The sequence below is a fragment of the Allobosea sp. TWI1241 genome, assembly GCF_039673065.1.
Classification (GTDB): domain Bacteria; phylum Pseudomonadota; class Alphaproteobacteria; order Rhizobiales; family Beijerinckiaceae; genus Allobosea.
Genome location: NZ_JBDJKW010000001.1, coordinates 337,235 through 362,607, shown reverse-complemented (window position 1 = coordinate 362,607; position 25,373 = coordinate 337,235). Strand labels below are relative to the sequence as shown.

General features: G+C 69.6%; 22 protein-coding genes and 1 other RNA gene. 18 read left to right on the top strand and 5 right to left on the bottom strand.

Annotated elements, in window-relative coordinates; genetic code table 11:
* Positions 1-354 precede the first annotated feature (354 nt).
* The 4 genes from ABE438_RS01760 to ABE438_RS01745 all read left to right on the top strand — a co-directional run bounded on the left by ABE438_RS01760 (position 355) and on the right by ABE438_RS01745 (position 6,520).
* The gene (locus ABE438_RS01760) at positions 355-1,368 is read left to right on the top strand and encodes an ArsR/SmtB family transcription factor (protein ID WP_346500602.1); all 1,014 of its coding nucleotides are present in this window, start codon (positions 355-357) and stop codon (positions 1,366-1,368) included.
* Entirely contained in the window at positions 1,368-2,279 is a 912-nt protein-coding gene (gene metF / locus ABE438_RS01755) for a methylenetetrahydrofolate reductase [NAD(P)H] (RefSeq protein ID WP_346500600.1), read from the top strand. Before ABE438_RS01760 ends, metF begins: the two co-directional genes overlap by 1 nt.
* A 69-nt stretch (positions 2,280-2,348) precedes the next feature.
* On the top strand, positions 2,349-6,104 hold the full coding sequence (gene metH, locus ABE438_RS01750) for a methionine synthase (protein WP_346500598.1): 3,756 nt from the start codon (positions 2,349-2,351) through the stop codon (positions 6,102-6,104).
* Positions 6,101-6,520, top strand: a complete 420-nt coding sequence (locus tag ABE438_RS01745) for a GNAT family N-acetyltransferase (protein ID WP_346500596.1) — start codon at positions 6,101-6,103, stop codon at positions 6,518-6,520. The genes metH and ABE438_RS01745 overlap by 4 nt, the downstream gene beginning before the upstream one ends.
* A 14-nt stretch (positions 6,521-6,534) precedes the next feature.
* Here ABE438_RS01745 and ABE438_RS01740 read toward each other — a convergent pair whose 3' ends face one another.
* The 4 genes from ABE438_RS01740 to ABE438_RS01725 form a co-directional block, all read right to left on the bottom strand.
* Positions 6,535-7,506, bottom strand: coding sequence for a sensor domain-containing diguanylate cyclase (locus ABE438_RS01740; RefSeq protein ID WP_346500595.1), 972 nt, complete (start codon positions 7,504-7,506; stop codon positions 6,535-6,537).
* 91 nt (positions 7,507-7,597) lie between these two features.
* Complete coding sequence (locus ABE438_RS01735) at positions 7,598-8,386, bottom strand: N-acetylmuramoyl-L-alanine amidase (protein ID WP_346500593.1); 789 nt, start codon at positions 8,384-8,386, stop codon at positions 7,598-7,600.
* 24 nt (positions 8,387-8,410) lie between these two features.
* Positions 8,411-9,157 (bottom strand): TerB family tellurite resistance protein, encoded by a 747-nt coding sequence (locus ABE438_RS01730; RefSeq protein WP_346500591.1) that lies wholly within the window; start codon positions 9,155-9,157, stop codon positions 8,411-8,413.
* A 55-nt stretch (positions 9,158-9,212) separates the two neighbouring features.
* Complete coding sequence (locus ABE438_RS01725) at positions 9,213-9,497, bottom strand: glycine zipper domain-containing protein (RefSeq protein WP_346500589.1); 285 nt, start codon at positions 9,495-9,497, stop codon at positions 9,213-9,215.
* 353 nt (positions 9,498-9,850) lie between these two features.
* Here ABE438_RS01725 and ABE438_RS01720 point away from each other — a divergent pair, with 353 nt between their 5' ends.
* Together ABE438_RS01720 and rnpB are read left to right on the top strand one after the other, a co-directional pair.
* Complete coding sequence (locus ABE438_RS01720; RefSeq protein ID WP_346500587.1) at positions 9,851-10,459, top strand: lytic transglycosylase domain-containing protein; 609 nt, start codon at positions 9,851-9,853, stop codon at positions 10,457-10,459.
* A gap of 50 nt (positions 10,460-10,509) precedes the next feature.
* An RNA gene (gene rnpB, locus ABE438_RS01715) (RNase P RNA component class A) lies at positions 10,510-10,902 on the top strand.
* Between the two features lie 94 nt (positions 10,903-10,996).
* Here the strand turns inward: rnpB and ABE438_RS01710 are convergent.
* Entirely contained in the window at positions 10,997-11,419 is a 423-nt protein-coding gene (locus ABE438_RS01710) for an organic hydroperoxide resistance protein (RefSeq protein WP_346500585.1), read from the bottom strand.
* Positions 11,420-11,575: 156 nt separating this feature from the next.
* Here ABE438_RS01710 and ABE438_RS01705 point away from each other — a divergent pair, with 156 nt between their 5' ends.
* From ABE438_RS01705 to murC, 12 genes are all read left to right on the top strand, one after another.
* Positions 11,576-12,043 carry a MarR family winged helix-turn-helix transcriptional regulator gene (locus ABE438_RS01705; protein ID WP_346500583.1) on the top strand — a complete coding sequence of 156 codons (468 nt, stop codon included), beginning with the start codon at positions 11,576-11,578 and terminating at the stop codon, positions 12,041-12,043.
* Between the two features lie 359 nt (positions 12,044-12,402).
* A complete protein-coding gene (locus ABE438_RS01700) occupies positions 12,403-12,861 on the top strand; it encodes a division/cell wall cluster transcriptional repressor MraZ (protein WP_346500581.1) in 459 nt (152 codons plus the stop codon).
* Positions 12,858-13,865, top strand: coding sequence for a 16S rRNA (cytosine(1402)-N(4))-methyltransferase RsmH (gene rsmH, locus ABE438_RS01695; RefSeq protein WP_346500579.1), 1,008 nt, complete (start codon positions 12,858-12,860; stop codon positions 13,863-13,865). The genes ABE438_RS01700 and rsmH overlap by 4 nt, the downstream gene beginning before the upstream one ends.
* Positions 13,862-14,251, top strand: a complete 390-nt coding sequence (gene ftsL, locus ABE438_RS01690) for a cell division protein FtsL (protein ID WP_346500577.1) — start codon at positions 13,862-13,864, stop codon at positions 14,249-14,251. The genes rsmH and ftsL overlap by 4 nt, the downstream gene beginning before the upstream one ends.
* The gene (locus ABE438_RS01685; protein WP_346500575.1) at positions 14,248-16,044 is read left to right on the top strand and encodes a peptidoglycan D,D-transpeptidase FtsI family protein; all 1,797 of its coding nucleotides are present in this window, start codon (positions 14,248-14,250) and stop codon (positions 16,042-16,044) included. The genes ftsL and ABE438_RS01685 overlap by 4 nt, the downstream gene beginning before the upstream one ends.
* A gap of 14 nt (positions 16,045-16,058) precedes the next feature.
* Positions 16,059-17,528, top strand: a complete 1,470-nt coding sequence (locus ABE438_RS01680; protein ID WP_346500573.1) for a UDP-N-acetylmuramoyl-L-alanyl-D-glutamate--2,6-diaminopimelate ligase — start codon at positions 16,059-16,061, stop codon at positions 17,526-17,528.
* Between the two features lie 4 nt (positions 17,529-17,532).
* Positions 17,533-18,960 carry a UDP-N-acetylmuramoylalanyl-D-glutamyl-2,6-diaminopimelate--D-alanyl-D-alanine ligase gene (locus ABE438_RS01675; RefSeq protein WP_346500571.1) on the top strand — a complete coding sequence of 476 codons (1,428 nt, stop codon included), beginning with the start codon at positions 17,533-17,535 and terminating at the stop codon, positions 18,958-18,960.
* 50 nt (positions 18,961-19,010) lie between these two features.
* Positions 19,011-20,093: a phospho-N-acetylmuramoyl-pentapeptide-transferase gene (gene mraY, locus ABE438_RS01670; protein WP_346500569.1), complete on the top strand. Its 1,083-nt coding sequence runs from the start codon at positions 19,011-19,013 to the stop codon at positions 20,091-20,093.
* A 14-nt stretch (positions 20,094-20,107) separates the two neighbouring features.
* Complete coding sequence (gene murD, locus ABE438_RS01665; protein WP_346500567.1) at positions 20,108-21,541, top strand: UDP-N-acetylmuramoyl-L-alanine--D-glutamate ligase; 1,434 nt, start codon at positions 20,108-20,110, stop codon at positions 21,539-21,541.
* A gap of 110 nt (positions 21,542-21,651) precedes the next feature.
* Positions 21,652-22,785 carry an FtsW/RodA/SpoVE family cell cycle protein gene (locus tag ABE438_RS01660; RefSeq protein WP_346500565.1) on the top strand — a complete coding sequence of 378 codons (1,134 nt, stop codon included), beginning with the start codon at positions 21,652-21,654 and terminating at the stop codon, positions 22,783-22,785.
* Positions 22,786-22,789: 4 nt separating this feature from the next.
* On the top strand, positions 22,790-23,896 hold the full coding sequence (gene murG / locus ABE438_RS01655) for an undecaprenyldiphospho-muramoylpentapeptide beta-N-acetylglucosaminyltransferase (protein ID WP_346500563.1): 1,107 nt from the start codon (positions 22,790-22,792) through the stop codon (positions 23,894-23,896).
* Between the two features lie 21 nt (positions 23,897-23,917).
* Positions 23,918-25,360, top strand: a complete 1,443-nt coding sequence (gene murC / locus ABE438_RS01650; protein WP_346500562.1) for a UDP-N-acetylmuramate--L-alanine ligase — start codon at positions 23,918-23,920, stop codon at positions 25,358-25,360.
* Positions 25,361-25,373 lie beyond the last annotated feature (13 nt).

Here is a 25,373-nt window from a genome sequence, read left to right as displayed (position 1 = left end):
CCCCGGAATGACGCGGGCTTGCTGGCTCGACTTCGGCGTCAAATGGCCCGCAATCTTGCGTGGCCCACGCCGCCAGTGGTGTGCGATTCCGACCGTCAATGAACTGAGTTGGTGAGGTGCGGTGCGGCGAAGCTGGTCTGGGCTAGACGGCCGCGCCGGCTCGAGGTCGCCGGCGGTGGGCGGCATCCCACTGCGCCGTCTATGCACGTCGCGGTGCCTCCAACTCGCCCTCCGCGAAGGCTGCCTGCCTCTCGCCGTACACGTTCCGGTCCATATCCCCGTACCCTTGCGTTCTCAGTGCTTTTGACATAAAGATATATTTATATCTTTTTCGCTGTGTGGATCGAGATCGCCGTGACCCGCCCTTCCGGACAAGCGCTGACGACGCTGCTGGCCTCGCTGAGGGCGGCGGGGGAGGAGACGCGGTTGCGGATCCTGGCGCTGCTGGCCGAGGGCGAGCTCTCGGTCTCGGACCTCACCGACATTCTCGGCCAGTCGCAGCCGCGCATTTCGCGCCATCTCAAGCTGATGGCCGAGGCCGGGCTGCTGCGGCGTTCGCGGGAGGGCGCCTTCGCCTTCTTCCGCATCGACGACGGGGCGCCCGGCGGCGCGCTGGCGCTGACGCTGGCGCGCGAGCTCGATCCCGCCGATCCGATCCTCGCCGCCGATCGCGAGCGGCTGGCCTCGGTGCGCGCGGCACGCGCCGCGACGGCGCAGTCCTATTTCGCCAATGTCGCGCGCGAATGGGACCGGCTGCGCTCGCTGCATGTGCCCGACGATGCGGTGGAGGCGGCGATCGAGGCTGCGGTCGGGCCGCAGCCGGTGAACGCGCTGCTCGATCTCGGCACCGGAACGGGCCGCATCCTGGAACGGCTGGCGCCGCGCGCCAGTAGGGCTGTCGGCGTCGATGCCAACCATGCCATGCTGGCGGTGGCCCGCGCCAATCTCGAAGCGGCCGGGCTGTCGCGGGTCGAGCTGCGCCAGGGCGATATCTACGCGCTGCCCTTCGCGCGTGGCTCCTTCGATCTGGTGATCGTGCACCAGGTCCTGCATTTCCTCGACGATCCGGCGCGCGCGCTGCGCGAGGCCGCGGCGATGGTGGCGCCCGGCGGCCGGCTGGTGCTGGTCGATTTCGCGCCGCACGAGATGGAATTCCTGCGCGCCGAGCACGCCCATCGCCGCCTCGGCTTCGCGCGCGAGCAGATCATCGCCTGGATGGGCGAGGCCGGGCTCGATTGCGATCTTGCCGAGGAGGTCACCGCCTTCGACGGCGGCAGCGGCCAGCTCGGCGTCATGCTCTGGCGCGGGCGCGACCCGCGGGTCCAGGGCGATTTTCCGTTGCGCCAATACGATCGCGAGGTCGCCTGATGAATGCCTTCCGCCCGAGCCGGCACGGGTCGCGCCGCCCGCGCGTCTCCTTCGAGTTCTTCCCGCCGAAGAGCGCGGAGATGGAGGAGAGCCTGTGGGAGAGCGTGCGCCGGCTCGAGCCGCTGCACCCGGCCTTCGTCTCGGTGACCTATGGCGCCGGCGGCTCGACGCGCGAGCGCACCCACGCCACCGTCAAGCGCATGGTCGACGAGACAGGACTGCGCCCGGCTGCGCATCTCACCTGCGTCTCGGCCTCGTGCGGCGAGGTCGACGAGGTGATCCGCTCCTATTGGGAGGCGGGCGTGCGCCATATCGTGGCGCTGCGCGGCGATCCGGCCGGCGGGCTCGGCACGGCCTATGAGCCGCACCCGCAGGGCTATCATCAGACCTGCGACCTCGTCTCCGGCATCAGGCGCATCGCCGATTTCGAGGTGACTGTCTCGGCCTATCCGGAAAAGCATCCGGAAGCCGCCTCGCTCGATGCCGACATCGAGGCGCTGAAGAAGAAGGTCGATGCCGGCGCGACGCGGGCGATCACCCAGTTCTTCTTCGATAACGACGTGTATTTCCGCTATCTCGACAAGGTGCGGGCCGCCGGTATCGACATCCCGATCCTGCCCGGCATCGTGCCGGTGCAGAACTTCCGCCAGACCGCGAATTTCGCCGTCAAGACCGGCGCGAGCGTGCCCGGCTGGCTGGCCGAGCGCTTCGAGGGGCTGGAGGACGACCCGGCGACGCGGCGGCTGGTGGCGGCGGCCGTCTGCGCCGAGCAGGTGCTCGACCTGATCGATCGCGGCGCGCCCGATCTGCATTTCTACACGATGAACAAGGCCGACCTGGTCTATGCGATCTGCCATCTCGTCGGCCTCAAGCCCGAGAAGGCGCCGGCGCTGCAGGTGGCTGCCGCGTGATGCCGTCGCGCGCCGCCGTGCTGCGGCAGCGCGCGACCTGACGACCGAACGACGAGACGAAAGCGTCCCATGACCGATATCAAGCTCGCCCCCGTCGACGGCGCCGAGGTGCAGCGCGCGCTGCGCCAGGCGGCGTCGGAGCGCATCCTCGTGCTCGACGGGGCCATGGGCACGCAGATCCAGAACCTGAAGCTGTCGGAGGCCGATTTCCGCGGCGAGCGCTTCAGTGACTGGGGGCAGGATCTCAAGGGCAACAACGACATCATCGCGCTGACGCTGCCTGAGGCGCTGCGCGACATCCATCTCGCCTATTTCCGGGCGGGCGCCGACATCGTCGAGACCAACACCTTTTCCGGCACCTCGATCGCCCAGGCCGATTACGGCATGGAGGCGCTGGTCTACGAGCTCAACGTCGCCTGCTCGCGTCTGGCGCGGGAGGCCGCCGAGATCGCCCGCGCCGAGGACGGGCGCCGCCGCTTCGTCGCCGGGGCGATCGGCCCGACCAACCGCACGCTCTCGATCTCGCCGGACGTCAACAATCCCGGCTTCCGCGCCGTGACCTTCGACCAGGTCCGCGACGCTTACGCCGAGCAGGTGCGCGGGCTGATCGACGGCGGGTCCGAGCTGCTGCTGATCGAGACGATCTTCGACACGCTCAACGCCAAGGCCGCGATCGTCGCGATCCGCGAGGTCTTCCGCGAGAAGGGCGTCGAACTGCCGGTGATGATCTCCGGCACGATCACCGATCTGTCCGGGCGCACGCTCTCGGGCCAGACCGTCGAGGCCTTCTGGAACGCTGTGCGGCATGCGCAGCCGCTGACCATCGGGCTGAACTGCGCGCTCGGCGCGCGCGAGATGCGCGCCCATATCCAGGACCTGTCGCGCATCGCCGGCACGCTGGTCTGCGCCTATCCGAATGCCGGCCTGCCCAACGAGTTCGGCCTGTATGACGAGCGGCCGGAGGCGACGGCCGCCATGCTGGCGGAGTTCGCCGATTCCGGGCTGGTGAACGTGGTCGGCGGCTGTTGCGGCACCACGCCCGACCATATCCGCGCCATCGCTCAGGCGGTTGCGGGCAAGCCGCCGCGGGCGATTCCGGAGCCGAAGCCCTATCTGCGCCTCGCCGGTCTCGAGCCCTTCACGCTCGACGAGACGATCCCCTTCGTCAATGTCGGCGAGCGGACCAACGTCACCGGCTCGGCCAAGTTCAGGAAGCTGATCACGGCCGGCGATTATGCCGCGGCGCTCGACGTGGCGCGCGACCAGGTCGCCAACGGCGCGCAGGTCATCGACATCAACATGGACGAGGGCCTGCTCGATTCCGAGAAGGCGATGACCGAGTTCTGCAACCTGATCGCCTCGGAGCCCGACATTTCGCGGGTGCCGATCATGGTGGACTCCTCCAAGTTCCACGTGATCGAGGCCGGGCTGAAGACGATCCAGGGCAAGCCGATCGTCAACTCGATCTCGATGAAGGAGGGCGAGGCCGCCTTCCTCGAACAGGCGCGGATCTGCCGGCAATACGGCGCGGCCGTCGTGGTCATGGCCTTCGACGAGACCGGCCAGGCCGACACCTACGCCCGCAAGGTCGAGATCTGCACGCGCGCCTACAGGCTGCTGACCGAACAGGCCGGCTTCCCGCCGGAAGACATCATCTTCGATCCCAACATCTTCGCGGTGGCGACCGGGATCGAGGAACACGACAATTACGGCAACGACTTCATCGAGGCGACGAAGACGATCCGCGAGACGCTGCCGCACGCGCACATCTCGGGCGGCGTCTCGAACCTCTCCTTCTCGTTCCGCGGCAACGAGAAGGTCCGCGAGGCGATGCACTCGGTCTTCCTCTACCATTGCATCCGCGTCGGCATGGACATGGGCATCGTCAATGCCGGCCAACTCGGCTCCTATGACGACCTCGACCCCGAGTTGCGCGAACTCTGCGAGGACGTCGTCCTCAATCGCCGCAAGGATGCGACCGAGCGGCTGCTGGAGGCGGCGCCGCGCTTCAAGGGCGACGGCTCGCAGGCGGTTTCCGGCAAGGACCTCGCCTGGCGCGAGGCAGACGTGCACGAGCGCCTCAAGCACGCTCTGGTCAACGGCATCACCGAGTTCATCGACCGCGACACGGAAGAGGCGAGGGCGCAGGCGGAGAAGCCGCTGCACGTCATCGAGGGGCCGCTGATGGCCGGGATGAACGTCGTCGGCGACCTGTTCGGCGCCGGCAAGATGTTCCTGCCGCAGGTGGTGAAGTCGGCCCGCGTGATGAAGCAGGCCGTCGCCTATCTCATGCCGTACATGGAAGAAGAGAAGCGCCTCAACGGCGGCGCCGAGCGTCAGGCGGCCGGCAAGGTGCTAATGGCGACCGTGAAGGGCGACGTCCACGACATCGGCAAGAACATCGTCGGCGTCGTGCTCCAGTGCAACAATTACGAGGTGATCGACCTCGGCGTCATGGTGCCGACCCAGAAGATCCTCGAGACGGCGCGCAAGGAGAAGGTCGACATCATCGGCCTCTCCGGCCTGATCACGCCGTCGCTCGACGAGATGGTGACGGTCGCCTCCGAGATGGAGCGCGAGGGCTTCGACATTCCGCTGCTGATCGGCGGCGCCACCACCAGCCGCGTCCATACCGCGGTGAAGATCCACCCGGCCTATCACCAAGGCCAGGCGGTCTACGTCACCGACGCCTCGCGCGCGGTCGGCGTGGTGTCGAGCCTGCTCTCCGGCGAGCAGAAGGGGCCTTATGTCGACGGGCTGCGGGCCGAGTACGAGAAGGTCGCCGCGGCGCATCGCCGCTCGGAGGCCGACAAGCAGCGCCTGCCGCTGGAGAAGGCGCGCGCCAACGCCTTCAAGCCCGACTGGAGCGGCTACCTGCCGCCCAAGCCGACCTTCCTCGGCACGCGCACCTTCCGCAGCTACGACATCGCCGAACTGGTGCCGCTGATCGACTGGACGCCGTTCTTCCAGACCTGGGAGCTCAAGGGCCGCTTCCCGGCCATTCTGGAACACGAGAAGCAGGGTGCCGCAGCGCGCCAGCTCTGGGAGGACGCACAGGCGATGCTCAAGCGCATCGTCGAGGAACGCTGGTTCAACCCCAAGGCGGTGATCGGCTTCTGGCCGGCCAATGCGGTGGGCGACGACATCCGCCTCTACACCGGCGAGAGCCGGCAGGAGACGCTGGCGACCTTCCACGGCCTGCGCCAGCAGCTCTCGAAGCGCGACGGCAAGCCCAACCTGTCGATCTCCGACTTCGTCGCGCCCGCCGGCATCGACCGGCCCGACTACATCGGCGCCTTCGTCGTCACCGCCGGCGCGGAGGAAGAGCGCATCGCCGATCGCTTCGCCCGCGACAATGACGATTATCGCTCGATCATGGTCAAGGCGCTGGCCGACCGCATCGCCGAGGCCTTCGCCGAGCGGATGCACCAGCGTGCCCGCACCGAGTTCTGGGCCTATGCGCCGGACGAGGCCTTCTCGAACGAGGATCTGATCCGCGAGGAGTACCGCGGCATCCGCCCGGCGCCGGGCTATCCGGCCCAGCCCGACCACACCGAGAAGGCGACGCTGTTCGCCCTGCTCGAGGCCGAGAGGCGCGCCGGCGTGAAGCTGACCGAGAGCTATGCGATGTGGCCGGGCTCCTCGGTCTCGGGCCTCTATCTCTCGCACCCGGACGCCTATTACTTCGGTGTCGCCAAGGTGGAGCGCGATCAGGTCGAGGACTATGCCCTGCGCAAGGGCATGGACATCCGCGAGGTCGAGCGCTGGCTGGCGCCGATCCTGAACTACGATCCCGCCGGCTACGCGCTCGAGGCAGCGGAATGAGGCATCTGCGTGCGGCGCGCCGGGAGGATCTGGCGCGCATCTGGGAGATCCGCAACGGCGTCCGCGAGAACCGGCTGACCGATCCCGATGCCGTCACCGACGAGGACGTGCTCTGGTATATCGACCAGGCGGTGTTCCTCGTCGCGGAGGTGGACGGCGTCATCGTCGGCTTCGCCAGCGGCGACCATCTCAACGCCTGGCTCTTCGCGCTCTTCGTCGATCCGGCGCATGAGGGGCAGGGCCATGGCCGGGCGCTGCACGACGCCGTGCTGGCGCGTCTCGCCGAGATCGGCCATCGCCAGGCTTGGCTCTCGACCGATCCGGGCACGCGTGCCGCCGGCTTCTATGCCGCTGCTGGCTGGCACGAGACCGGCCGGCAGGCCGACGGGCAGAGCGTCTTCGTCAAGTCGCTCTGACGCGGCGCGCGGCCTCAAGCCGACTGGCGGTCCCAACCGGCGTCGTCGGCGGGCGGCTCCTTGGGCAGCTCCTGCGGGCCGGGGAGGGGCGCGCCGAAGACGCAGAGCCGGTTCCGGCCCGACGCCTTGGCGGTATAGAGCGCGGCATCCGCCTCGGCGAAGCACATGTCGAGATCGAGCGATTGCCCCGGCGGCAGCAGGCGCACGCCGATCGAGGCGCTGGCCCGCAGCGGTTCGCCCTTCCAGTTCACCGGGCGCGCCAGGGCCTGCCGTGTCAGCTCGAGCCGGCGCAGCAGATAGCCCGTACCGGCGTTCGAGAAGATCAGGCAGGCGAACTCGTCGCCGCCGATGCGGGCGACCACCGCGGCGTCGCTCAGCGAGGCTTCGAGCCGGTAGGCGAGCTGGCGCAGACATTCGTCGCCGGCGGCGTGGCCGTGCCGGTCGTTGACGGGCTTGAGATTGTCGAGGTCGACGATGGCGATCAGCCCGGCGGTGCGGGCATCGCGCGGGCAATCGCGCAACTCGCCGAGCCGCGCCTCGAAGGCGCGGCGATTGGCCAGCCCCGTCAGCGGATCGCTGTAGGCGAGCCGGCGCAGCCCCTGCCACATCGCCTTTTCCTGCGTGATGTCCTGCTTGACGCCGAAGAGCCGCACCGGGCGGCCGCAATCATAGGCGACGCCGGCGCTCAGCCGCATCCAGCGCTCGCACTGGTCGGACACGCGCAGGCGGGCGTCGAGCGTGAAGCTCTGCCCGGTCGCGATCAGGAGGTGGCGCGCGCGCTCCATCTCGCTGCGCGACGTGCTGTGATAGGTGTCGAGCGTATCGCGCCGATAGAGACGGCTGCCGCGCATCTGGCCGAACAGGTCGTAGACGCCGTCGGTCCAGCTCAACTGCTCGGTCGCCAGATCGCATTCCCACGCGCCGATCGCCGCGATGGCTGCGGCTTGATCGTAGAGGCGTCGCGCCTCGGCGTCGGAGAGCGGCATGGGCGGCAGACTGGTCGGAGAAAGCAGGCTCGCACGCTAGGCCGAGTTCCTTAACGAAATCTTCGCACCGGCCGGGTTTGCGCGCGATCGTTCAGGCCGTGCGCGAGCCCTGCGTCGCCGCCAGCAGATCGCGCAGCGTCGTGATGGTCGAGCCATCGGCGACGCCATCGACCTTGGCCGGGCGCCAGTGCCGCTGGAAGGCTGCGACCACCGCTTCGGTGCGCTCATCGTACTGGCCGTCGACCGCGATGCCGTAGCCCAGCATGGCGAACATCGCCTGCAGCGCCTCGACCGGCGGGCCGGCATCGCCCCGGGCGAAGAAGCGCCCGCCGCCGATCGGCGCCGGCTCGGTCCAGAGCCCGACGCCGCCCTCTGCGAAGCGGCGCCACGGGAAGCCCTCGCCGGGATCGATCTTGCGGCCGGGCGCGACGTCGGAATGCGCAAGCACCCGCTCGGGCGGGATCGACCAGCGCTCGCAGATGTCGCGGCAGAGATTCAGCGTCGCGACGATCTGCGGCTCGGGATAGGCCGGCAGCCCGCCGGGATGGCCGGGATTGGCGATCTCGATGCCGATCGAGGCCGAGTTGACGTCGGTCTCGCCGGCCCAGTGCGAGGCGCCGGCATGCCAGGCGCGGCGCGCCTCCGGCACGAGCTGGAGCACATGGCCGTTCTCGAAGACGAAATAGTGGCTGGAGACCTGCGAGACCGGGTTGCACAGCCATTGCAGCGCCTCGCCGGCTACCGGCATGCCGGTATAGTGCAGGAGCAGCATATCCGGCCGGCGCTCGCCGGTGCCGTCGCGGAAACGGCGCTCGCCATGATTGGGTGAGGGGAAGACCTTGGCGGCGAAACGGCTGTCGGGGGTGGGCTGGGCGGTCATGCTGGCCTTGTCACGCGGCGTCGTTCAGGCGGGTTCCGGCAGGCGGCCGGTGAAGCCGCGCTCGCGGGCGATCTGGTCCCAGGCGGCGTTGATCGCCGCCAGCCTGCGCGTCGCGATCGCCACCGCCTCTGTCGGCAGGCCACGGGCGATCTCGCGGTCGGGATGGTTCTGGATCACCAGGCGGCGATGCAGGCCGCGCAATTCGCTGTCGGACATCTCGCGATTGGCGCCCAGCACCAGATAGGGATCGTCGCGCCGGCGCAGATGCCGCGCCTCGATCCGCGCGAAATCGGCGTCCGAGATTTTGAAGATCGCGGCGACCTCGCGCAGATAGGCATGTTCGCGCTCATGCACCGCGCCGTCCGCGGCGGCGATCATGAAGAGGCCGTCGAGCACGCCCTCGAGCAGCGCGGGCTCGTCGCTGAAGCTCTGGGCAATCTGCGCCGCATAGGCCTCGAAGCCTGCGGTGGTCTGCTTGGCGAGGTCGAAGAGCCGGTCGACGTGCGCGCGCTCACCCTCCGGTACCGTGACGATGCGGTGGAAGGCCGCGACCTCGGCACAGGACACCACGCCGTCGGCGCGCGCCATCTTGGCGGCGAGCGCGACGAGGCCGGTGGTGAAGACAAGCTGGCGCGGGGGAGGGCCGAACAGAGCGCCCTCGCGGTCGACGAGGACATGGCCGGCGAGCGCGCCGATCAGCGCACCGAGGGGGCCGCCGAGGGCGAAGCCGATGCCGCCGCCCCCGAGGGCGCCCCAATATGACGACGTCATCCGTCCTCCGGCCTGACCGGCCCGCTGTCGAGGCGGGCCGGGCGAATGCGAGCGCTCAGCGGCAGTAGAGCCGGCCGTAGCGGTCGCGATAATAGCCGTAGGGGCAGCCATCGTAATAGCCGTCGTCATAGTACGGCGATGTCGCACCGCCGATGATCGCGCCGCCGGCCGCACCGATCAGGCCGCCCGCGAGCGCGCCGCCGGCGCGTCCGGTGGCGAGGCCGCCGATCACGGCGCCCGTGGCGGCGCCGATGGCCGCGCCGCCGCCGACGCGCTCCTCATGGGGCGTGCAGGCGCTGATGGCGATGCCGACCGCCGCGATAGCCAACATCTTCTTCATCTCGGTTTCCCCCTCTCAAGGGCTCGGTCCGGCGTTGCTCCTGCCTCGCCCGGGCCTGCGATGCCATTGCGACCGCGAATTGCGGTGGCAATGGGGCGCTGATGTGGGGCCGGCCGAGTGCTGCGTCAACGCCATCGCCTGCGAATCGTTCCCCGGCTCAATACATGATCATTACTTTTGGCTGTACGAGGCTATAGTAGTTCTGATGTCTTCGTATTGGCTCATTCCGTGAGCGTATCAGCCTGATTTATGTCGCATTCATCTATCAGATGAGCCGCCGCTCTGGGGGCCGGAACGAAAGATGAGGCACTCGCGTAATGCATAAGATCTCCGCCGGCGGATGCGCCGCCTTCGTGATTTGCCTGGCCGCTCTCCAGCCTGCTGCGGCCGAGGTGAATGCCGAGACGGACGCCCGTGCGTTCATCGTGCGTGAGGCGGAAATCCGCCGCCATGCCGCCGAGGAGGCGAAGGCCGCCGCAACCCCCGCCGAGGCCGGATCAGAGACCGCCAAGGCCGCGCCGGCCACTGCCGCCAAGCCTGCGAAGGCGGTTCGGAGCGCCGGTCGCAAGCCGCTCGCAGCGCCGGCCGCATCGGACGGGCTGCGCGGCCTGGTCGCCCGGCATGCCGCCGCCCATGGCGTGCCATTCGAGCTCGCCGATGCCGTCGTGCGCATCGAGAGCCGCTACAATCCCCGCGCCGCCCATGCCGGCAATTACGGGATGATGCAGATCCGCCACCAGACCGCGCGCGGCGTCGGCTATCGCGGCAGCGCCTCGGGCCTGCTCGATGCCGAGACCAATGTCCGCTACGGGATGAAGTATCTCGCCGAGGCCTATCGCCTCGCCGGCGGCGACACCTGCCGCACCATCATGAAGTACCAGAGCGGCCACATGGCCGTGCGCATGAACGGCGCCAACCGCGTCTATTGCGCCAAGGTCCGCACCATCCTCGCCAGCAACTGACGCCGGGTCCCGGCTTGACGGGCCGGGCCTGAGGGCGCACATCGGCGGCGCCAGTCGGCCGGACGGCCGCTCCCGCCTCGTGCGGGGGAGGAAAGTCCGGGCTCCACGGAAACACGGTGCCGGATAACGTCCGGCGGGGGCGACCCCAGGGAAAGCGCCACAGAGATCGAACCGCCGCGTGCCTCGGCCCGCGGTAAGGGTGAAAAGGTGCGGTAAGAGCGCACCGCGGACCCGGTAACGGGGACGGCATGGCAAGCCCCACCGGGAGCAAAACCGAATAGGGACGGCGCTCGCCCGCAAGGGTGAAGGACCTGTTTTCCGGTCCAGTCGTCCGGGTTGGTTGCTCGAGGCGCGCAGCGATGCGCGTCCCAGAGGAATGGCCGTCACGTCGGGAGAGCGATCTCCCGGCCGTCCAGAACCCGGCTTACAGGCCGGCTGGCACCTCATCCCGATGGCCCGCCGCGCTGGACGCGCCGCGGGCTTGCGATCGCGGGAGGCTCGAGCCCTGACGGGCGGCGAGCATCCCGCCGGTTCGCCTCAGGCGACAGTCAGTTCGACATCGATATTGCCGCGCGTCGCGTCCGAATACGGGCAGACGATATGGGCCTTCTGGACCAGGTCCTCGAGCTGCGCCTTGTCGATGCCGGGCGCCGAGATGGTGAGCTTCACCGCGATGCCGAATCCGGCGCCGTCGTCGCGCGGCCCGATGCCGACATCGGCGCTGACGCGCGCATCGTCCGGAATTTTCACCTTTTCCTTGCCGGCCGCGAACTTCAGCGCGCCGAGGAAGCAGGCGGAGTAGCCCATGGCGAAGAGCTGCTCGGGATTGGTGCCCTCGCCGCCGCCGCCGCCGAGCTCCTTCGGCGTGTTCAGGGTCAGCTTGACGTTGCCGGTATCGGTCGCGGCCTGGCCTTCGCGGCCGCCGGTTGCGGAGCCATGGGCCGTATAGAGGATCTTCATGAGGCACTCCCTGTCGAAAGGCGGATCGTCCGCCAGCTGGTCGATGCTATATAGATTGCGCACAATTAAATAGCAAGCTATTCAAATCGCCGTGACGGCGGCGTTCGGCCGCCATCGCCCGCTGGCGGCGGGGCTGGGAAGAGGTAACGTGCGAGCATGACGAATGATCCCGGCGACCGGCGCGTCGACAGTCTCGACCGGCAGCTCTGCTTTGCGGTGTACTCCGCGGCGCATGCCTTCAATCGCGCCTACAAGCCGTATCTCGCGGCGCTGGGGCTGACCTATCCGCAGTATCTGGCCATGCTCGTGCTGTGGGAGGAGGATGGCTGCCCGGTGAAGGCGCTCTCCGAGCGGCTCCTGCTCGATTCCGGCACGCTCACCCCGCTGCTCAAGCGGCTCGAAGCTGCCGGGCTGGTGACGCGGCGCCGGGGGCGGGAGGATGAGCGGCAGGTCTTCATCGACCTGACGGATGCCGGCCGGGCTCTGCACGACAAGGCGGCGCAGTTGCCCAATCCGGTGCCCTGCGCGGTCGAGGAGAGCGGGCTGCCGGCGGCGCGCCTGCTGGCCGATATCCGCCATCTGCGCGGCGCTCTGCTCAGCCGGGCCGCAGCCGACGAAGGCTGAGCGGCGGTAGACCTATCCCGCCCCGGAAAAATCGCTGCCCGGCCTCGGGGCGAATGGTCGCGCTCGGCCCGGCTGGCGCCTCCGAAAAGCAGCGTCTTCACTGATAGTTAACCTTGTCGGGCTGTCATCGAAAACGGTGGCTCGCGTCCTTGCGGGCGCCTGCTCGCTCCATTGACGCCCATATTGCCCCATGGTATCCCAAATCATCCCGTCGGCACCGACAGGCAAGCGACAGAGCGAGAGCCGTGTGCCGCGCGGTTTTCGGTCGGGGGCTTCGTTTTGCCGGGGTCGACGGGACTTGCGACCGCCGGTCGAGGCCGGCGCGTCTGGTGTCGTGGAAGCCCGGCTCGGAGGCGGCGTTGACGGACCGCTTCGTTTCCCATTTCACCAACCGGCTGGATGCCAAGGGCAGGGTTTCGATCCCGGCATCGTTCCGCGCCGTGCTGGCGCGCGACGGCTACGAGGGACTCTATGTCCATCCCGCGCTGGATCAGGCGAGCCTGGATTGCGGCGGGCATGCGCTGCGGGCAGTGATCGACGAGATCCTGTCGCGCTTCTCGCCCTTCTCCGAGGAATGGGAGTCGCTCTCGACGGCGCTCAACGGCACCTCGGAGGTTCTCAAGATCGATCCGGAGGGACGCATCGTGCTCAGCGAGACGCTGAAGGCCCATGCCGGCATCACCGACGCGGTGACCTTCGTGGGGCAGGGGCACAAGTTCCAGATCTGGGAGCCGGAGCGTTTCAAGGCGCATCTGGACGAGGCGCGGGCGAAGCTGCGCGACGTCAAGCGCGTGCTTGGCGCGAGGCCGGCGCCGTGAGCGAGCCCCATATCCCCGTCCTGATGGACGAAGCCCTCGACGCGCTCGCCCTCAAGCCCGGCGGGCGCTATCTCGACGGCACCTTCGGCGCCGGTGGCTATGCACGTGCGCTGCTCGGGCGCGAGCCGCAGGCGACGCTGCTGGCGCTCGATCGCGATCCGACCGCCGTCGCGGGCGCCGCCGCGCTGGTCACGGCGATGGGCGGACGCCTCACCGTGGCGCAGGCGCGCTTCGGCGATCTCGCGGCGGAGGCGGAGCGCTTCGGCATGCGGCCGCTCGACGGCGTGGTGCTCGATATCGGCGTCTCGTCGATGCAGATCGACCAGGCGCAGCGTGGCTTCTCCTTCCGCATGGACGGGCCGCTCGACATGCGCATGGAAGCCAGCGGGCGCAGCGCCGCCGACCTCGTCAACGAGGCGGAAGAGGGCGTGCTCGCCAACATCATCTATTACTATGGCGAGGAGCGGCGCTCGCGCGCCGTGGCCCGCGCCATCGTCGAGGCCCGCCGCAAGGCGCCGATCACCGGCACCAAGGCGCTGGCGGATCTGGTGGCGGGCGTGGTGCGGGGCGAGCCCGGCGGCGCCCATCCGGCGACGCGGACCTTCCAGGCGCTGCGGATCGCGGTGAACGACGAACTCGGCGAACTGGTGCGGGCGCTGCACGCCGCCGAGGCGGCGCTGGCGCCGGGCGGGCGGCTCGCCGTCGTGACCTTCCATTCGCTCGAGGATCGCATCGTCAAGCTGTTCATGGCGCAGCGCTCCGGCCGTGCGCCCTCCGGCTCGCGCCATGCGCCCTCGGCTGCGGCGCCGCAGGCGACGTTCAGGCTGGTGACCAAGGGCGCGGTCGCGCCGTCGGAGGCCGAGACGCGCGCCAATCCGCGGGCGCGCTCGGCCAAGCTGCGCGCGGCGGAGCGCACCGAGGAGCCGGCGCGGGCGGCCGATCCGGAACTCGCCGCGCTGGCGGCGGTGCCGGAGCCGCAGAGCCGGGGGAGGGCACGGACGTGATCAAGTTCCTGCACGTCGTGGCGATCGGGGCGCTGGTCGCCTCCGCGCTCTATTCCTACTCGATCAAATACGAGACCACGCTCGAGGCGGAGCAGCTGCGCAAGCTGAAGACCCAGGCGCAGCGCGAGCGCGACGCCATCGCCGTGCTCAAGGCCGAATGGCAGCTGCTGAACCGGCCCGACCGCCTGCAGGTGCTCGCGGAGCGCCACCTCGACCTGCAGCCGCTGGCGATCACCCAGATCGTGCGCCTGTCCGACATCCCCAATCGCGGTCCCAAGGTCGATTCCATCGGCCGCAAGCTCGAGGATCTCGGCCTCGGCGTCCCGACCGAGACGCCGCGCGATCGCAAGAGCACGGCCGCCACGACGCCGGGAGCCCGCCCGTGAGCCACGAGACGCCCGACACCCCCGCAGCCCCCGTCGCCGCGCCGGAGATCGCCAAGGCACCTGTCGCCAAGCCGCGCCGCCGCCTGTTGCCGGGCTTCAACCTGCGCGACATCTTCCGCATGAGCGGCGAGAAGAGCGAGCCGCGCGTCGGCCTGGTCATCCTCGCCTTCAGCGTGCTCTTCCTGGCGATTACCGGCCGCCTCGTCGCGCTGGCCGCCTTCCCGAACGACCAGGTCGGCCTGCGGCGCGCGACCTCCAACGCGACCTCGGCGGCGCGCCCCGACATTGTCGACCGCAACGGCGTGACGCTGGCCACCGACGTGCGCTCGGTCTCGGTCTTCGCCGAACCGCGCAACATCCTCGACAAGGACGAGGCGACGGAGCTGCTGACAGCGGTCCTGCCCGACCTCAACGCCAAGGATCTGCGCGACAAGCTCGGCACCCGCCGCGGCTTCGCCTGGATCAAGCGCGAGATCACCCCGCGCCAGCAGGCCGAGGTCCACCGGCTCGGCATCCCCGGTGTCGGCTTCGTGCCCGAGAACAAGCGCGTCTATCCGAACGGCCCGGCGGCGGCGCATATCCTCGGCTTCGCCAATGTCGACAATGTCGGCATCGCCGGTATCGAGAAATACATCGACTCCAAGGGGCTGCAGGACCTCAACGGTGCCGGCTTCGCCACCCAGGCGAGCGATCTCAAGCCGATCCAGCTCTCGGTCGACCTGCGCGTGCAGCACCTTCTGCGCGACGAGCTGGTCAAGGGCATGGAGAAGTACCGTGCCATCGCCGCGGCGGGCGCGATCATGGACGTCAACACCGGCGAGGTCATCGCCTCGGTCTCGCTGCCCGATTTCGACCCGAGCAACCCGGTCGACGCGCATGAGAAGGACCGGATCAACCGGATCAATGTCGGCGTCTACGAGATGGGCTCGACCTTCAAGGCGCTGACGGTCGCGATGGCGCTCGACGCCGGCAAGGCCAATATCAACTCCACCTATTCGACCGCCGGCGGCATGATGCGCTTCGGCCGCCAGGTCATCCGCGAATATCACGGCACCGGCCGGACGCTGACCGTGCCGGAGGTCTTCCTGCACTCGTCGAACATGGGCTCCATCAAGATGGCGCTCTCTGTCGGCGTCGAGGGCCACCGCGCCTTCCTGAAGAAGATGATGCAGCTCGACCGCATGACGACCGAGTTGCCGGAGAGCGCCGCGCCGATCCTGCCGCCGCGCTGGGGCGAGATCAACACCGCGACCATCGCCTTCGGCCACGGCCTCGCGGTCGCGCCGATCCAGGCGCTGGCCGCGGTCGCCGCGCTGGTCAACGGCGGCAAGCTGATCACGCCGACCTATATCAAGCGCACCCAGGAGGAGGCGGACAAGGTGGCGCAGCGCGTCATCAAGCCCGAGACCTCGGAGGCGATGCGCTACATCATGTGGCTTAACGGCGAGCGCGGCTCGGCCCGCAAGGCGAGCATTCCGGGCTATTTCGTCGGCGGCAAGACCGGCACGGCCGAGAAGGTCATCAACGGCCGCTACGCCAAGAACAAGAACTTCACCACCTTCATGGCGGTCGTGCCCTCCGACAAGCCGCGCTACCTCTTCCTCTCGATCTATGACGAGCCGAAGGGCTATGCCGAGAGCGGCGGCTATTCGACCGCGGCCTGGAACGCCGGCGTCACCACCGGCAAGGTCATCGAGCGGGCGGCCCCGCTGCTCGGCCTGCCGCCGCGCTTCGAGCCGCCGACCGCCCCGTTCCCGCTGATGGCGCGGCTCGGCGCCTGGGGCACACGCTGACGGATCGGCACATCATGGCGACGCGCGACACCGGTTTCAGCCTGGGCCAGCTCTTTCCGGGAGCCTTTCCGGATGCGCCCGCGCAGCGCGTCGGCGGCGTCGCCTTCGACAGTCGCAAGGTCGTGAGCGGCGACGCCTTCGTGGCGCTGGCCGGCTCGCGCGCCGATGGCGGCCGCTTCATCGCCGACGCGGTGGCCAAGGGCGCAGTCGCGATCGTCTCGGCGCAGGACAGGCCGGCCGACCTGCCGGCGCAGGTCGTCTTCGCCCGGGTCGAGGATCCGCGTCGCGCGCTGGCGCTGGCGGCCGCTGTGGTGCATCCGCGCCAGCCGGCGATGATCGTCGCGGTGACCGGCACCAGCGGCAAATCCTCCGTCGCGGAGTTCACGCGGCAGATATTCATGGCCTGCGGCCGCAAGGCGGCGAGCCTCGGCACGATCGGCGTGGTGACCGAGAGCGGCGCCGATTACGGCTCGCTGACCACGCCGGACCCGCTCTCGCTGCACGCTTCGCTCGACCGGCTCGCCGGCGACGGCATCACCCATCTGGCGATGGAGGCGTCCTCGCACGGGCTCGACCAGCGGCGGCTCGACGGTGTCCGGCTCTCGGCGGGCGCCTTCATCAATCTCGGCCACGACCATCTCGACTATCACGCCGATGTCGCGGAGTACCTCGCGGCCAAGCTGCGGCTCTGGGAATTGCTGCCGCACGGCGCGCCGGTGGTGATCAACCGCGACGGCGCCATGGCGGACAAGGCCGAGCAGGCGGCCCGCGCCGCCGGCCATCCGGTGATCGGCGTCGGCAAGGGCGGCGACCGGCTGCGGCTGATCTCGGTGGAGCGCGAGGGCTTCGCGCAGCGTCTCGTGGTCGAGGCTGACGGCGTCCGTGTTCCGGTTCTGCTGCCGCTCGCGGGCGATTTCATGGCCGGCAATGCGCTGGTCGCGGCCGGGCTCGCCGTCGCGGCGGGCGAGCGCGCCGAGGCGGCGGTCGCGGCTTTTGCGGGCCTGCGCGGCGTCGCCGGCCGGCTCGAACGGGTCGGAGACTTCCGCGGCGGGCTCGTCGTCGTCGACTACGCGCACAAGCCCGACGCGCTGGCGGCCGTGCTGGCGACGATGCGGCCCTATGCCACCGGCCGGCTGATCTGCGTCTTCGGCTGCGGCGGCGACCGCGACCGGGCCAAGCGCCCGCTGATGGGGGCCATCGCCGCCGAGGGCGCCGACATCGCGATCGTCACCGACGACAATCCGCGCAGCGAGGATCCGGCCGCGATCCGCGCGGCGATCATGGCCGCCGCGCCGGGGCGTCTGCGCGAGATCGGCGACCGCGCCGAGGCGATCGCCACGGCGGTTTCCGAGCTGCGGCAAGGGGACGTGCTGGTCGTGGCCGGAAAGGGCCATGAAACCGGCCAGATCGTCGGCGATCGGACCTTGCCGTTCTCGGACCATGCGGTGGTGCTGGCGGCGATCGCCGATCTGGCTGGGGGATGACATCATGACTGCGGAACCGCTCTGGAGCGGCGCGCGCCTGCTCGCGGCGATGGAGGCGGCCGGGCGCGGCCCGGTGCCGGGCGCGATCGGCGGGATCTCGATCGACACGCGCACGCTGGAGCCGGGCGACGCCTTCTTCGCCATCCGCGGCGACAGCCGTGACGGGCACGACTTCGTCGCCGGCGCACTGGACAAGGGCGCTGGGCTGGCGGTGGTCGACGCGGCCCATGCCGATTCCTTTCCGGCCGACGCGCCGCTCGCGGTGGTTCCCGACGTGCTGCGCGCCATGGAAAAGGCCGGCATGGCCCGCCGCGCCGAGCTTCAGGCCGGCGTGGTCGCGGTCACCGGCTCCGTCGGCAAGACAGGCACCAAGGAGGCGCTGCGGCTCGTGCTCTCGCGCCAGGGCAAGACGCATGCGCCGGTCGCCTCCTACAACAATCACTGGGGCGTTCCGCTGACGCTGTGCCGGACGCCGCGCGACGTGCGCTACGGCGTCTACGAGATCGGCATGAACAGCCCGGGCGAGATCCTGCCGCTGGCGCGCATGGTCTCTCCCGAGGTCGCGGTGGTGACCACCGTGCAGCCGGTGCATCTCGCCGCCTTCGAGTCGATCGAGGGTATCGCGCGCGAGAAGGCCTCGATCTTCCAGGGGCTGCGCCCGGGCGGCACGGCGATCGTCAACGCGGACATTCCGCAGGCGGGCCTGCTGCGCGAGCTGGCGCAGGACAGTCCGGCCGGCCGCGTCATCGGCTTCGGCGAGAGCGCCGATGCGGATGTGCGCCTGCTCGGCTGCTGCCTGACGCCCGACCTCTCGACGGTGGAGGCCAGCGTCAACGGCCAGAGCGTCGCCTACAAGCTCGGCAGCCCTGGCCGCCACATCGTGCTGAACTCGCTCGCCGTGCTGGCGGCGGCCGAGGCGCTTGGGGCGGACCTGGCGCTGGCGGCGCTGGCGCTCGGCGATCTCAAGCCGCCGGCTGGGCGTGGCGCGCGGCAGATGCTGCACGCGCCGGCCGGGCCGTTCACGCTGATCGACGAGAGCTATAACGGCAACCCGGCCTCGATGCGTGCCGCGATCGAGAATCTCGGCCGGATGGCGCCGGGCGGCCGCGGCCGGCGAATCGCCGTGCTCGGCGACATGCTCGAACTCGGCGAAACCGGGCCAGCGCTGCACAAGGGCCTGGCCGAGCCGGTGCTGGGAAACGGCATCGACCTCGTCTTCGCCTGCGGTCCGCTGATGCGATCGCTCTACGACGCCTTGCCTTCCCGCCTCCGGGGCGCTTATGCCGCGCAGGCGAGCGGGCTGGAACCGCTGGTGCTCGACGCGCTGCGGGCCGGTGACGTGGTCACCGTCAAGGGGTCGCTGGGCTCGCGCATGGGCACGATCGTGAAGGCGATGACCGCGCGCTTCCCGGTCGAGACTTCCGACGACTGACGAGACCGGGCGCCGCATCCGCGCGCCGGGGGGACAGGGGACAGGGTTTCATGCTGGTTTTGCTCGCCGAGTTCTCGGCGCATTTCCCGATCCTGAACGTATTCCGCTACATCACCTTCCGCGCCGGCGGCGCGACGGCGACGGCGCTGCTCTTCGTGTTCTTCTTCGGCCCGGCGGCGATCTCCTGGCTCAGGATCAAGCAGGGCAAGGGCCAGCCGATCCGCACCGACGGGCCAGAATCGCATCTCGCCAAGCGCGGCACGCCGACCATGGGCGGGCTGATGATCCTGTCGGGCCTGTTCGCGGCGACGCTGCTCTGGGGCAACCTCGCCAACCCTTACGTCTGGATCGTGCTCGGCGTCACCGCGAGCTATGGCGCGATCGGCTTCTACGACGACTTCCTCAAGGTGACGAAGCAGTCCCACAAGGGCTTCTCCAGCGCGGCCCGGCTCGGACTGGAGGTGGTCATAGCGCTGATCGCCTGCGCCGGCATCATGATGATCAGCCCGCCCTCGCTGGCGACCGGCTTCGCGCTGCCCTTCATCAAGGAATGGATGATCCCGCTCGGCCTGCTGTTCCCGCTGGTGACGGCCTTCGTCGTGGTCGGCGCCGGCAATTCGGTGAACCTGACCGACGGGCTCGACGGCCTCGCTATCGTGCCGGTGATGATCGCGGCCGGGACCTTCGGCTTCATCGCCTATCTGAGCGGCAACGCGATCTTCGCCAACTACCTCCAGATCCACCACGTCCCCGGCGTCGGCGAACTCGCGGTGATCTGCGGCGCGATGATGGGCGCCGGCCTGGGCTTCCTCTGGTTCAACGCGCCCCCGGCGCAGATCTTCATGGGCGATACCGGCTCGCTCGGCTTGGGCGGCATGCTCGGCACCATCGCGGTGGCGACCAAGCACGAGATCGTGCTGGCGATCGTCGGCGGCCTGTTCGTGGTCGAGGCGCTCTCGGTCATCATCCAGGTCGCGGTGTTCAAGCGCACCGGCCGGCGCGTCTTCCTGATGGCGCCGATCCACCATCATTTCGAGAAGCTGGGCTGGACCGAGCCGCAGGTGGTGATCCGCTTCTGGATCATCTCGGTGGTGCTGGCGCTGGTCGGCCTCGCCACGCTGAAGCTGCGCTGAGGATGGCGCCGGCCATGACACCCGTCACGGTTTTCGCGGGCGAGACGCTCGCCCTGTTCGGTCTCGGCGGCTCGGGGCTGGCGACGGCGCGCGCGCTGGTCGCCGGCGGTGCCGAGGTCGCGTGCTGGGACGACAACCAGGCGAGCCGCGACAAAGCGGCAGCCGAGGGCTTCACGCTGTTCGATCTCGCCGAGGCGGACTGGTCGGGCTTCGCCGCCTTCGTGCTCTCGCCCGGCGTGCCGCTGACCCATCCGGCGCCGCACTGGACCGTCGAGAAAGCGAAGGCCGCCAATGTCCCGGTGATCGGCGACATCGAACTGTTCTTCCTGGAGCGGGCGAAGTCCGCGCCGGCCGCGCCGGTCATCTGCATCACCGGGACCAACGGCAAGTCGACCACCACGGCCCTGATCGCCCATGTTCTGACCTCGGCCGGGCGCGACGTGCAGATGGGCGGCAATATCGGCACGGCGGTGCTGGCGCTGGCGCCACCGGCCGCGGGCCGCATCCACGTCATCGAGTGCTCGACCTTCCAGATCGACCTCGCCCCCTCGATCAAGCCGACGGTCGGCATCCAGATGAACCTGACGCCGGACCATCTCGACCGGCACGGCACCTTCGAGGCCTATGGCGCGATCAAGGAGCGGCTCGTCGTCGCCTCCGACATCGCGGTGATCGGCGTCGACGACGCGCCTTCGCTCGCCATGGCGCGCAGGCGTGCGGCGAGCGGGCTGCCGCTGGTGCGGATCAGCGGCGAGCAGCCGCTCGACGAGGGCATCTTCGCCGGCGTCACCGCCAACGACGGGCGGCTCGACACCCGCATCGTCGCGGTGCGCGACGGTAAGCCGAAGGTCGTGGCCAATCTCGCCGGCATCGGTAGCTTACGCGGCAGCCACAATGCGCAGAACGCCGCCGCCGCCTTCGCCGCCTGCGAGGCGCTGGGGCTGACGCCGGAGGAGATCGCCGCCGGCTTCCGCAGCTATCCCGGGCTGAAGCACCGGATGGAGGAACTCGGCCGCATCGGCCGTGTCGTCTTCATCAACGATTCCAAGGCGACCAACGCCGATTCGACCCAAAAGGCGCTGACCTCCTTCCGCACGATCTTCTGGATCCTCGGCGGCAAGGCCAAGGAGGGCGGCATCGAGACGCTGCGGCGCTATTTCCCCAATATCGCGCATGCCTACCTGATCGGTGCCGCCAGCGACGCCTTCGCCGCGACCTTCGACGCCGACGGGCGGGTGGCCTATGAGCGCTCCGGCACGCTGGACCGAGCGGTCGCCGCCGCCACCGGGGCCGCGCTGGCGCAAGCCGGGGAGGGCGAGATCGCGGTGCTGCTCTCGCCGGCCTGCGCCTCCTACGACCAGTTCCCGAATTTCGAGGTGCGCGGCGATGCGTTCCGGGCGCTGGTGAGCGCGCTGCCGGGCTTCGTGCCCTCGGCGGCGTCCGGTTGAGGGACGCCCGCGGGGGCGGTCCGGAATCAATCGGTTAACCAGTCCTTGCCAGAGTGATTCGCCGGAGCCGGCGCGACTGGTCGGCCCGTCCGGTAGGAGCCTTTGGACAGATGGTCTCGCGCGCAGAACCGAGCCTGAGCGGCCGCTGGTGGTGGTCGATCGACCGCATCATCCTGTCGACGCTGGTCGCCCTGATGGTGTCCGGCGTGGTGCTGCTGATGGCCGGCGGCCCGCCGGTCGCCGAGCGGCTGGGGCTCTCCACCTTCCATTTCGTCAATCGCCAGGCGGTTTATCTGCTGGCGGCGCTCGCCGTCTTCCTCGTCACCTCGATGTTCTCGCCGCGCCAGGTGCGCCGGGCGGCGCTCCTGCTGTTCGTGTTCTCCTTCCTGGCGGTGCTGGCGACGCTGCGCTTCGGCGTCGAGGTCAAGGGCGCGACGCGCTGGCTCTCGCTCGGGCCGCTGGGCTCGATCCAGCCCTCCGAGTTCCTCAAGCCGGCCTTCGTCGTGCTCTCGGCCTGGGCCTTTTCCGAGGGCTCGCGCCGGCCCGACCTGCCGGGCACCCTGATCGCCTTCGCGCTGCTGCCGCTGGCGATCGTGCCGCTGATCCTCCAGCCCGATTTCGGCCAGACCGTGCTGATCACCCTGGTCTGGGCCGGGCTGTTCTTCGTCGCCGGCCTGCACTGGTTCTGGGTGATGGGGCTCGGGGGGCTCGGCGCCTTCGGCCTGCTGATCGCCTACCAGCTCATCCCGCATGTCCGCGGCCGTATCGCGCGCTTCATGGACAAGGATTCGGGCGACACCTTCCAGGTCGACACCGCGCTGGAGAGCTTCGCGCAGGGCGGCTGGTTCGGGAAGGGGCCGGGCGAGGGCACGGTGAAGCGCATCCTGCCCGACGCCCATACCGACTTCATCTTCGCCGTGACCGCGGAGGAGTTCGGCGTGGTGATCTGCATGCTGCTGGTGGCGCTGTTCGCGGTCATCGTGCTGCGGGCGCTGTTCATCGCGCAGCGGGCGGAGGATCCGTTCATCCGCCTCGCCGTCACCGGCCTTGCCCTGCTGTTCGGCACGCAGGCCGCGATCAACATGATGGTCAACCTGCACATGATGCCGGCCAAGGGCATGACGCTGCCCTTCATCTCCTATGGCGGCTCCTCGCTGATCTCGCTGGCGCTGGGCACCGGCTTCCTGCTGGCGCTGACGCGGCGACGGCCGCGCTCCGAGACGCTCGGCAATTCGAGGTACTGAGACCATGGCCCAGGCTGCGGGCGGCTCCGCGCCGCTGATCGTGCTCGCCGCGGGCGGGACCGGCGGGCATCTGTTCCCCGCGGAGGCGGCCAGCCATGCGCTGCATGCGCGCGGCTTCCGTGTCGCGCTGATCACCGACACGCGCGCGGCCGAATATGCCGGTTCGTTCCCGGCCGAATCGATCCACGCCGTTCCGGCGGCCACGCCTTCCGGCAAGTCGCCGCTCAAGATGGCGAAGGCCGCGTTCGTGCTGCTGCGCGGCGCGCTGGCGGCGCGGGCCGCGATCAGGGCGCTGAAACCGGCGATGGTCGTCGGCTTCGGCGGCTATCCCACCGTGCCGCCGGTCTTCGCCGCGGCGCTGATGGGCGTGCCGACCATGGTGCACGAGCAGAACGCGGTCGCCGGCCGGGCCAACCGCTTCCTCGCCGGGCGGGTGAAGCTGATCGCCACCGGCTTCGCCGAGGTCGGCGGGCTCGCTCCCGAGCAGGCCGCCAAGTGCCGGCAGGTCGGCAATCCGGTGCGCCCGGCGGTGATCGCAGCCGCCTCGCCCTATCCGGCGCTGGACGGCCGGCTCGAGCTGCTTGTCTTCGGCGGAAGCCAGGGCGCGCGGGTGATGGCCGACATCGTGCCGCCGGCGCTGCAACTGCTCCCGCCCGAGGAACGCGCCCGGATCTCCGTGGTGCAGCAGGCGCGCGTCGAGGACGACGAGCGCGTGCGCCGGGTCTATGCCGATCTCGGCATCCGCTTCGAGCTGGCGCCCTTCTTCAAGGACCTGCCGGCGCGGATGGCGGCCTCGCATCTGGTGATCGGCCGGGCAGGGGCCTCGACGGTGGCGGAGCTGACCGTGATCGGCAGGCCGGCGATCCTGGTGCCGCTGCCGGGCTCGCTCGACCAGGATCAGGCCGCCAACGCGGCGGTGCTCGAGCGGGCGGGCGGGGCGCTGCGCATCCTCCAGCCCGATTTCACGCCTGCGCGCCTAGCCGCCGAGCTCTCGGCCCTGCTCGCCGAGCCGTCGCGCTTGACGGCGATGGCCGCGAGCGCCAAGAGCGCGGGCATTCCCGACGCGGCCGACCGGCTCGCGCGGCTGATCGCCGAAACCGCCCAGATCTGATCGTTTTAGGACCGTAGTGCCATGAAACTGCCGCCGAAGCTCGGCTCCATCCATTTCGTCGGCATCGGCGGCATCGGCATGTCCGGCATCGCCGAGGTGCTGCACAATCTCGGCTACAAGGTGCAGGGCTCGGACGCCTCCGACAACGCCAATGTCCGCCGTCTCGCGGAGAAGGGCATCGCGACCTTCGTCGGCCACGCCGCCGCCAATCTCGGCGAGGCCGAGGTCGTCGTGGTCTCGACCGCGATCAAGCGCGACAACCCCGAGCTGATGGCGGCGCGCGAGAAGCGCCTGCCGGTGGTGCGCCGCGCCGAGATGCTGGCCGAGCTGATGCGGCTGAAATCCTGCGTCGCCATCGCCGGCACGCATGGCAAGACCACGACCACCTCGCTGGTCGCGACGCTGATGGACAAGGGCGGGCTCGACCCGACCGTGATCAATGGCGGCATCATCAACGCCTACGGCACCAATGCCCGCATGGGCGAGAGCGACTGGATGGTGGTGGAGGCCGACGAATCCGACGGCACCTTCCTGAAGCTGCCGGCCGACGTCGCGATCATCACCAATATCGACCCCGAGCATCTTGACCATTTCGGCTCCTTCGATGCGATCAAGGCGGCGTTCCGCTCCTTCGTCGAGAACCTGCCCTTCTACGGCTTCGCGGTGATGTGCATCGACCATCCCACCGTGCAGGAGCTGGTCGGGCAGATCGAGGACCGCCGGGTGATCACCTATGGCGAGAACCCGCAGGCCGATTTCCGCCTGGTCGACATCGACCTCGCCGGCGGCCAGTCGCGCTTCTCGCTGCTGATCCGCGACCGCAAGCGCGGCCGCGAGGAGCTGGTGCGCGACCTCGTCATGCCGATGCCCGGCCATCACAACGCGCTGAACGCCACGGCTGCGATCGCCGTCGCCTATGATCTCGGCGTGCCGGTCGAGACCATTCGTGAGGGGCTGGCCGGCTTCGGCGGCGTGACGCGCCGCTTCACCCGCACCGGCGAATGGAACGGCGCGCAGATCTTCGACGACTACGGCCACCATCCGGTCGAGATCTCGGCGGTGCTGCGCGCGGCGCGGGCCTCGACCAAGGGCAAGGTGATCGCCGTGGTGCAGCCGCACCGCTATTCGCGCCTGTCCAGCCTGTTCAACGACTTCGCCGCCTGCTTCAACGATGCCGACACGGTGATCGTCGCCGATGTCTACGCTGCCGGCGAGCAGCCGATTCCCGGCGCCGACCGCGACGGGCTGGTCGCCGCGATCAAGGCGCGCGGCCATCGCCACGCCCTGCCGCTGCCGGCCCCCGACAAGCTGGCCGCCATGGTCTCGACCCTGGCTGGTCCCGGCGACTACGTCGTCTGCCTCGGCGCCGGCAACATCACGCAATGGGCCTACGCCCTGCCGGGCGAGCTGGCCTCGTTCGTTCCTTCTCCCCACGGGGGAGAAGGTGGCAGCGCGAAGCGCTGACGGATGCGGGAAA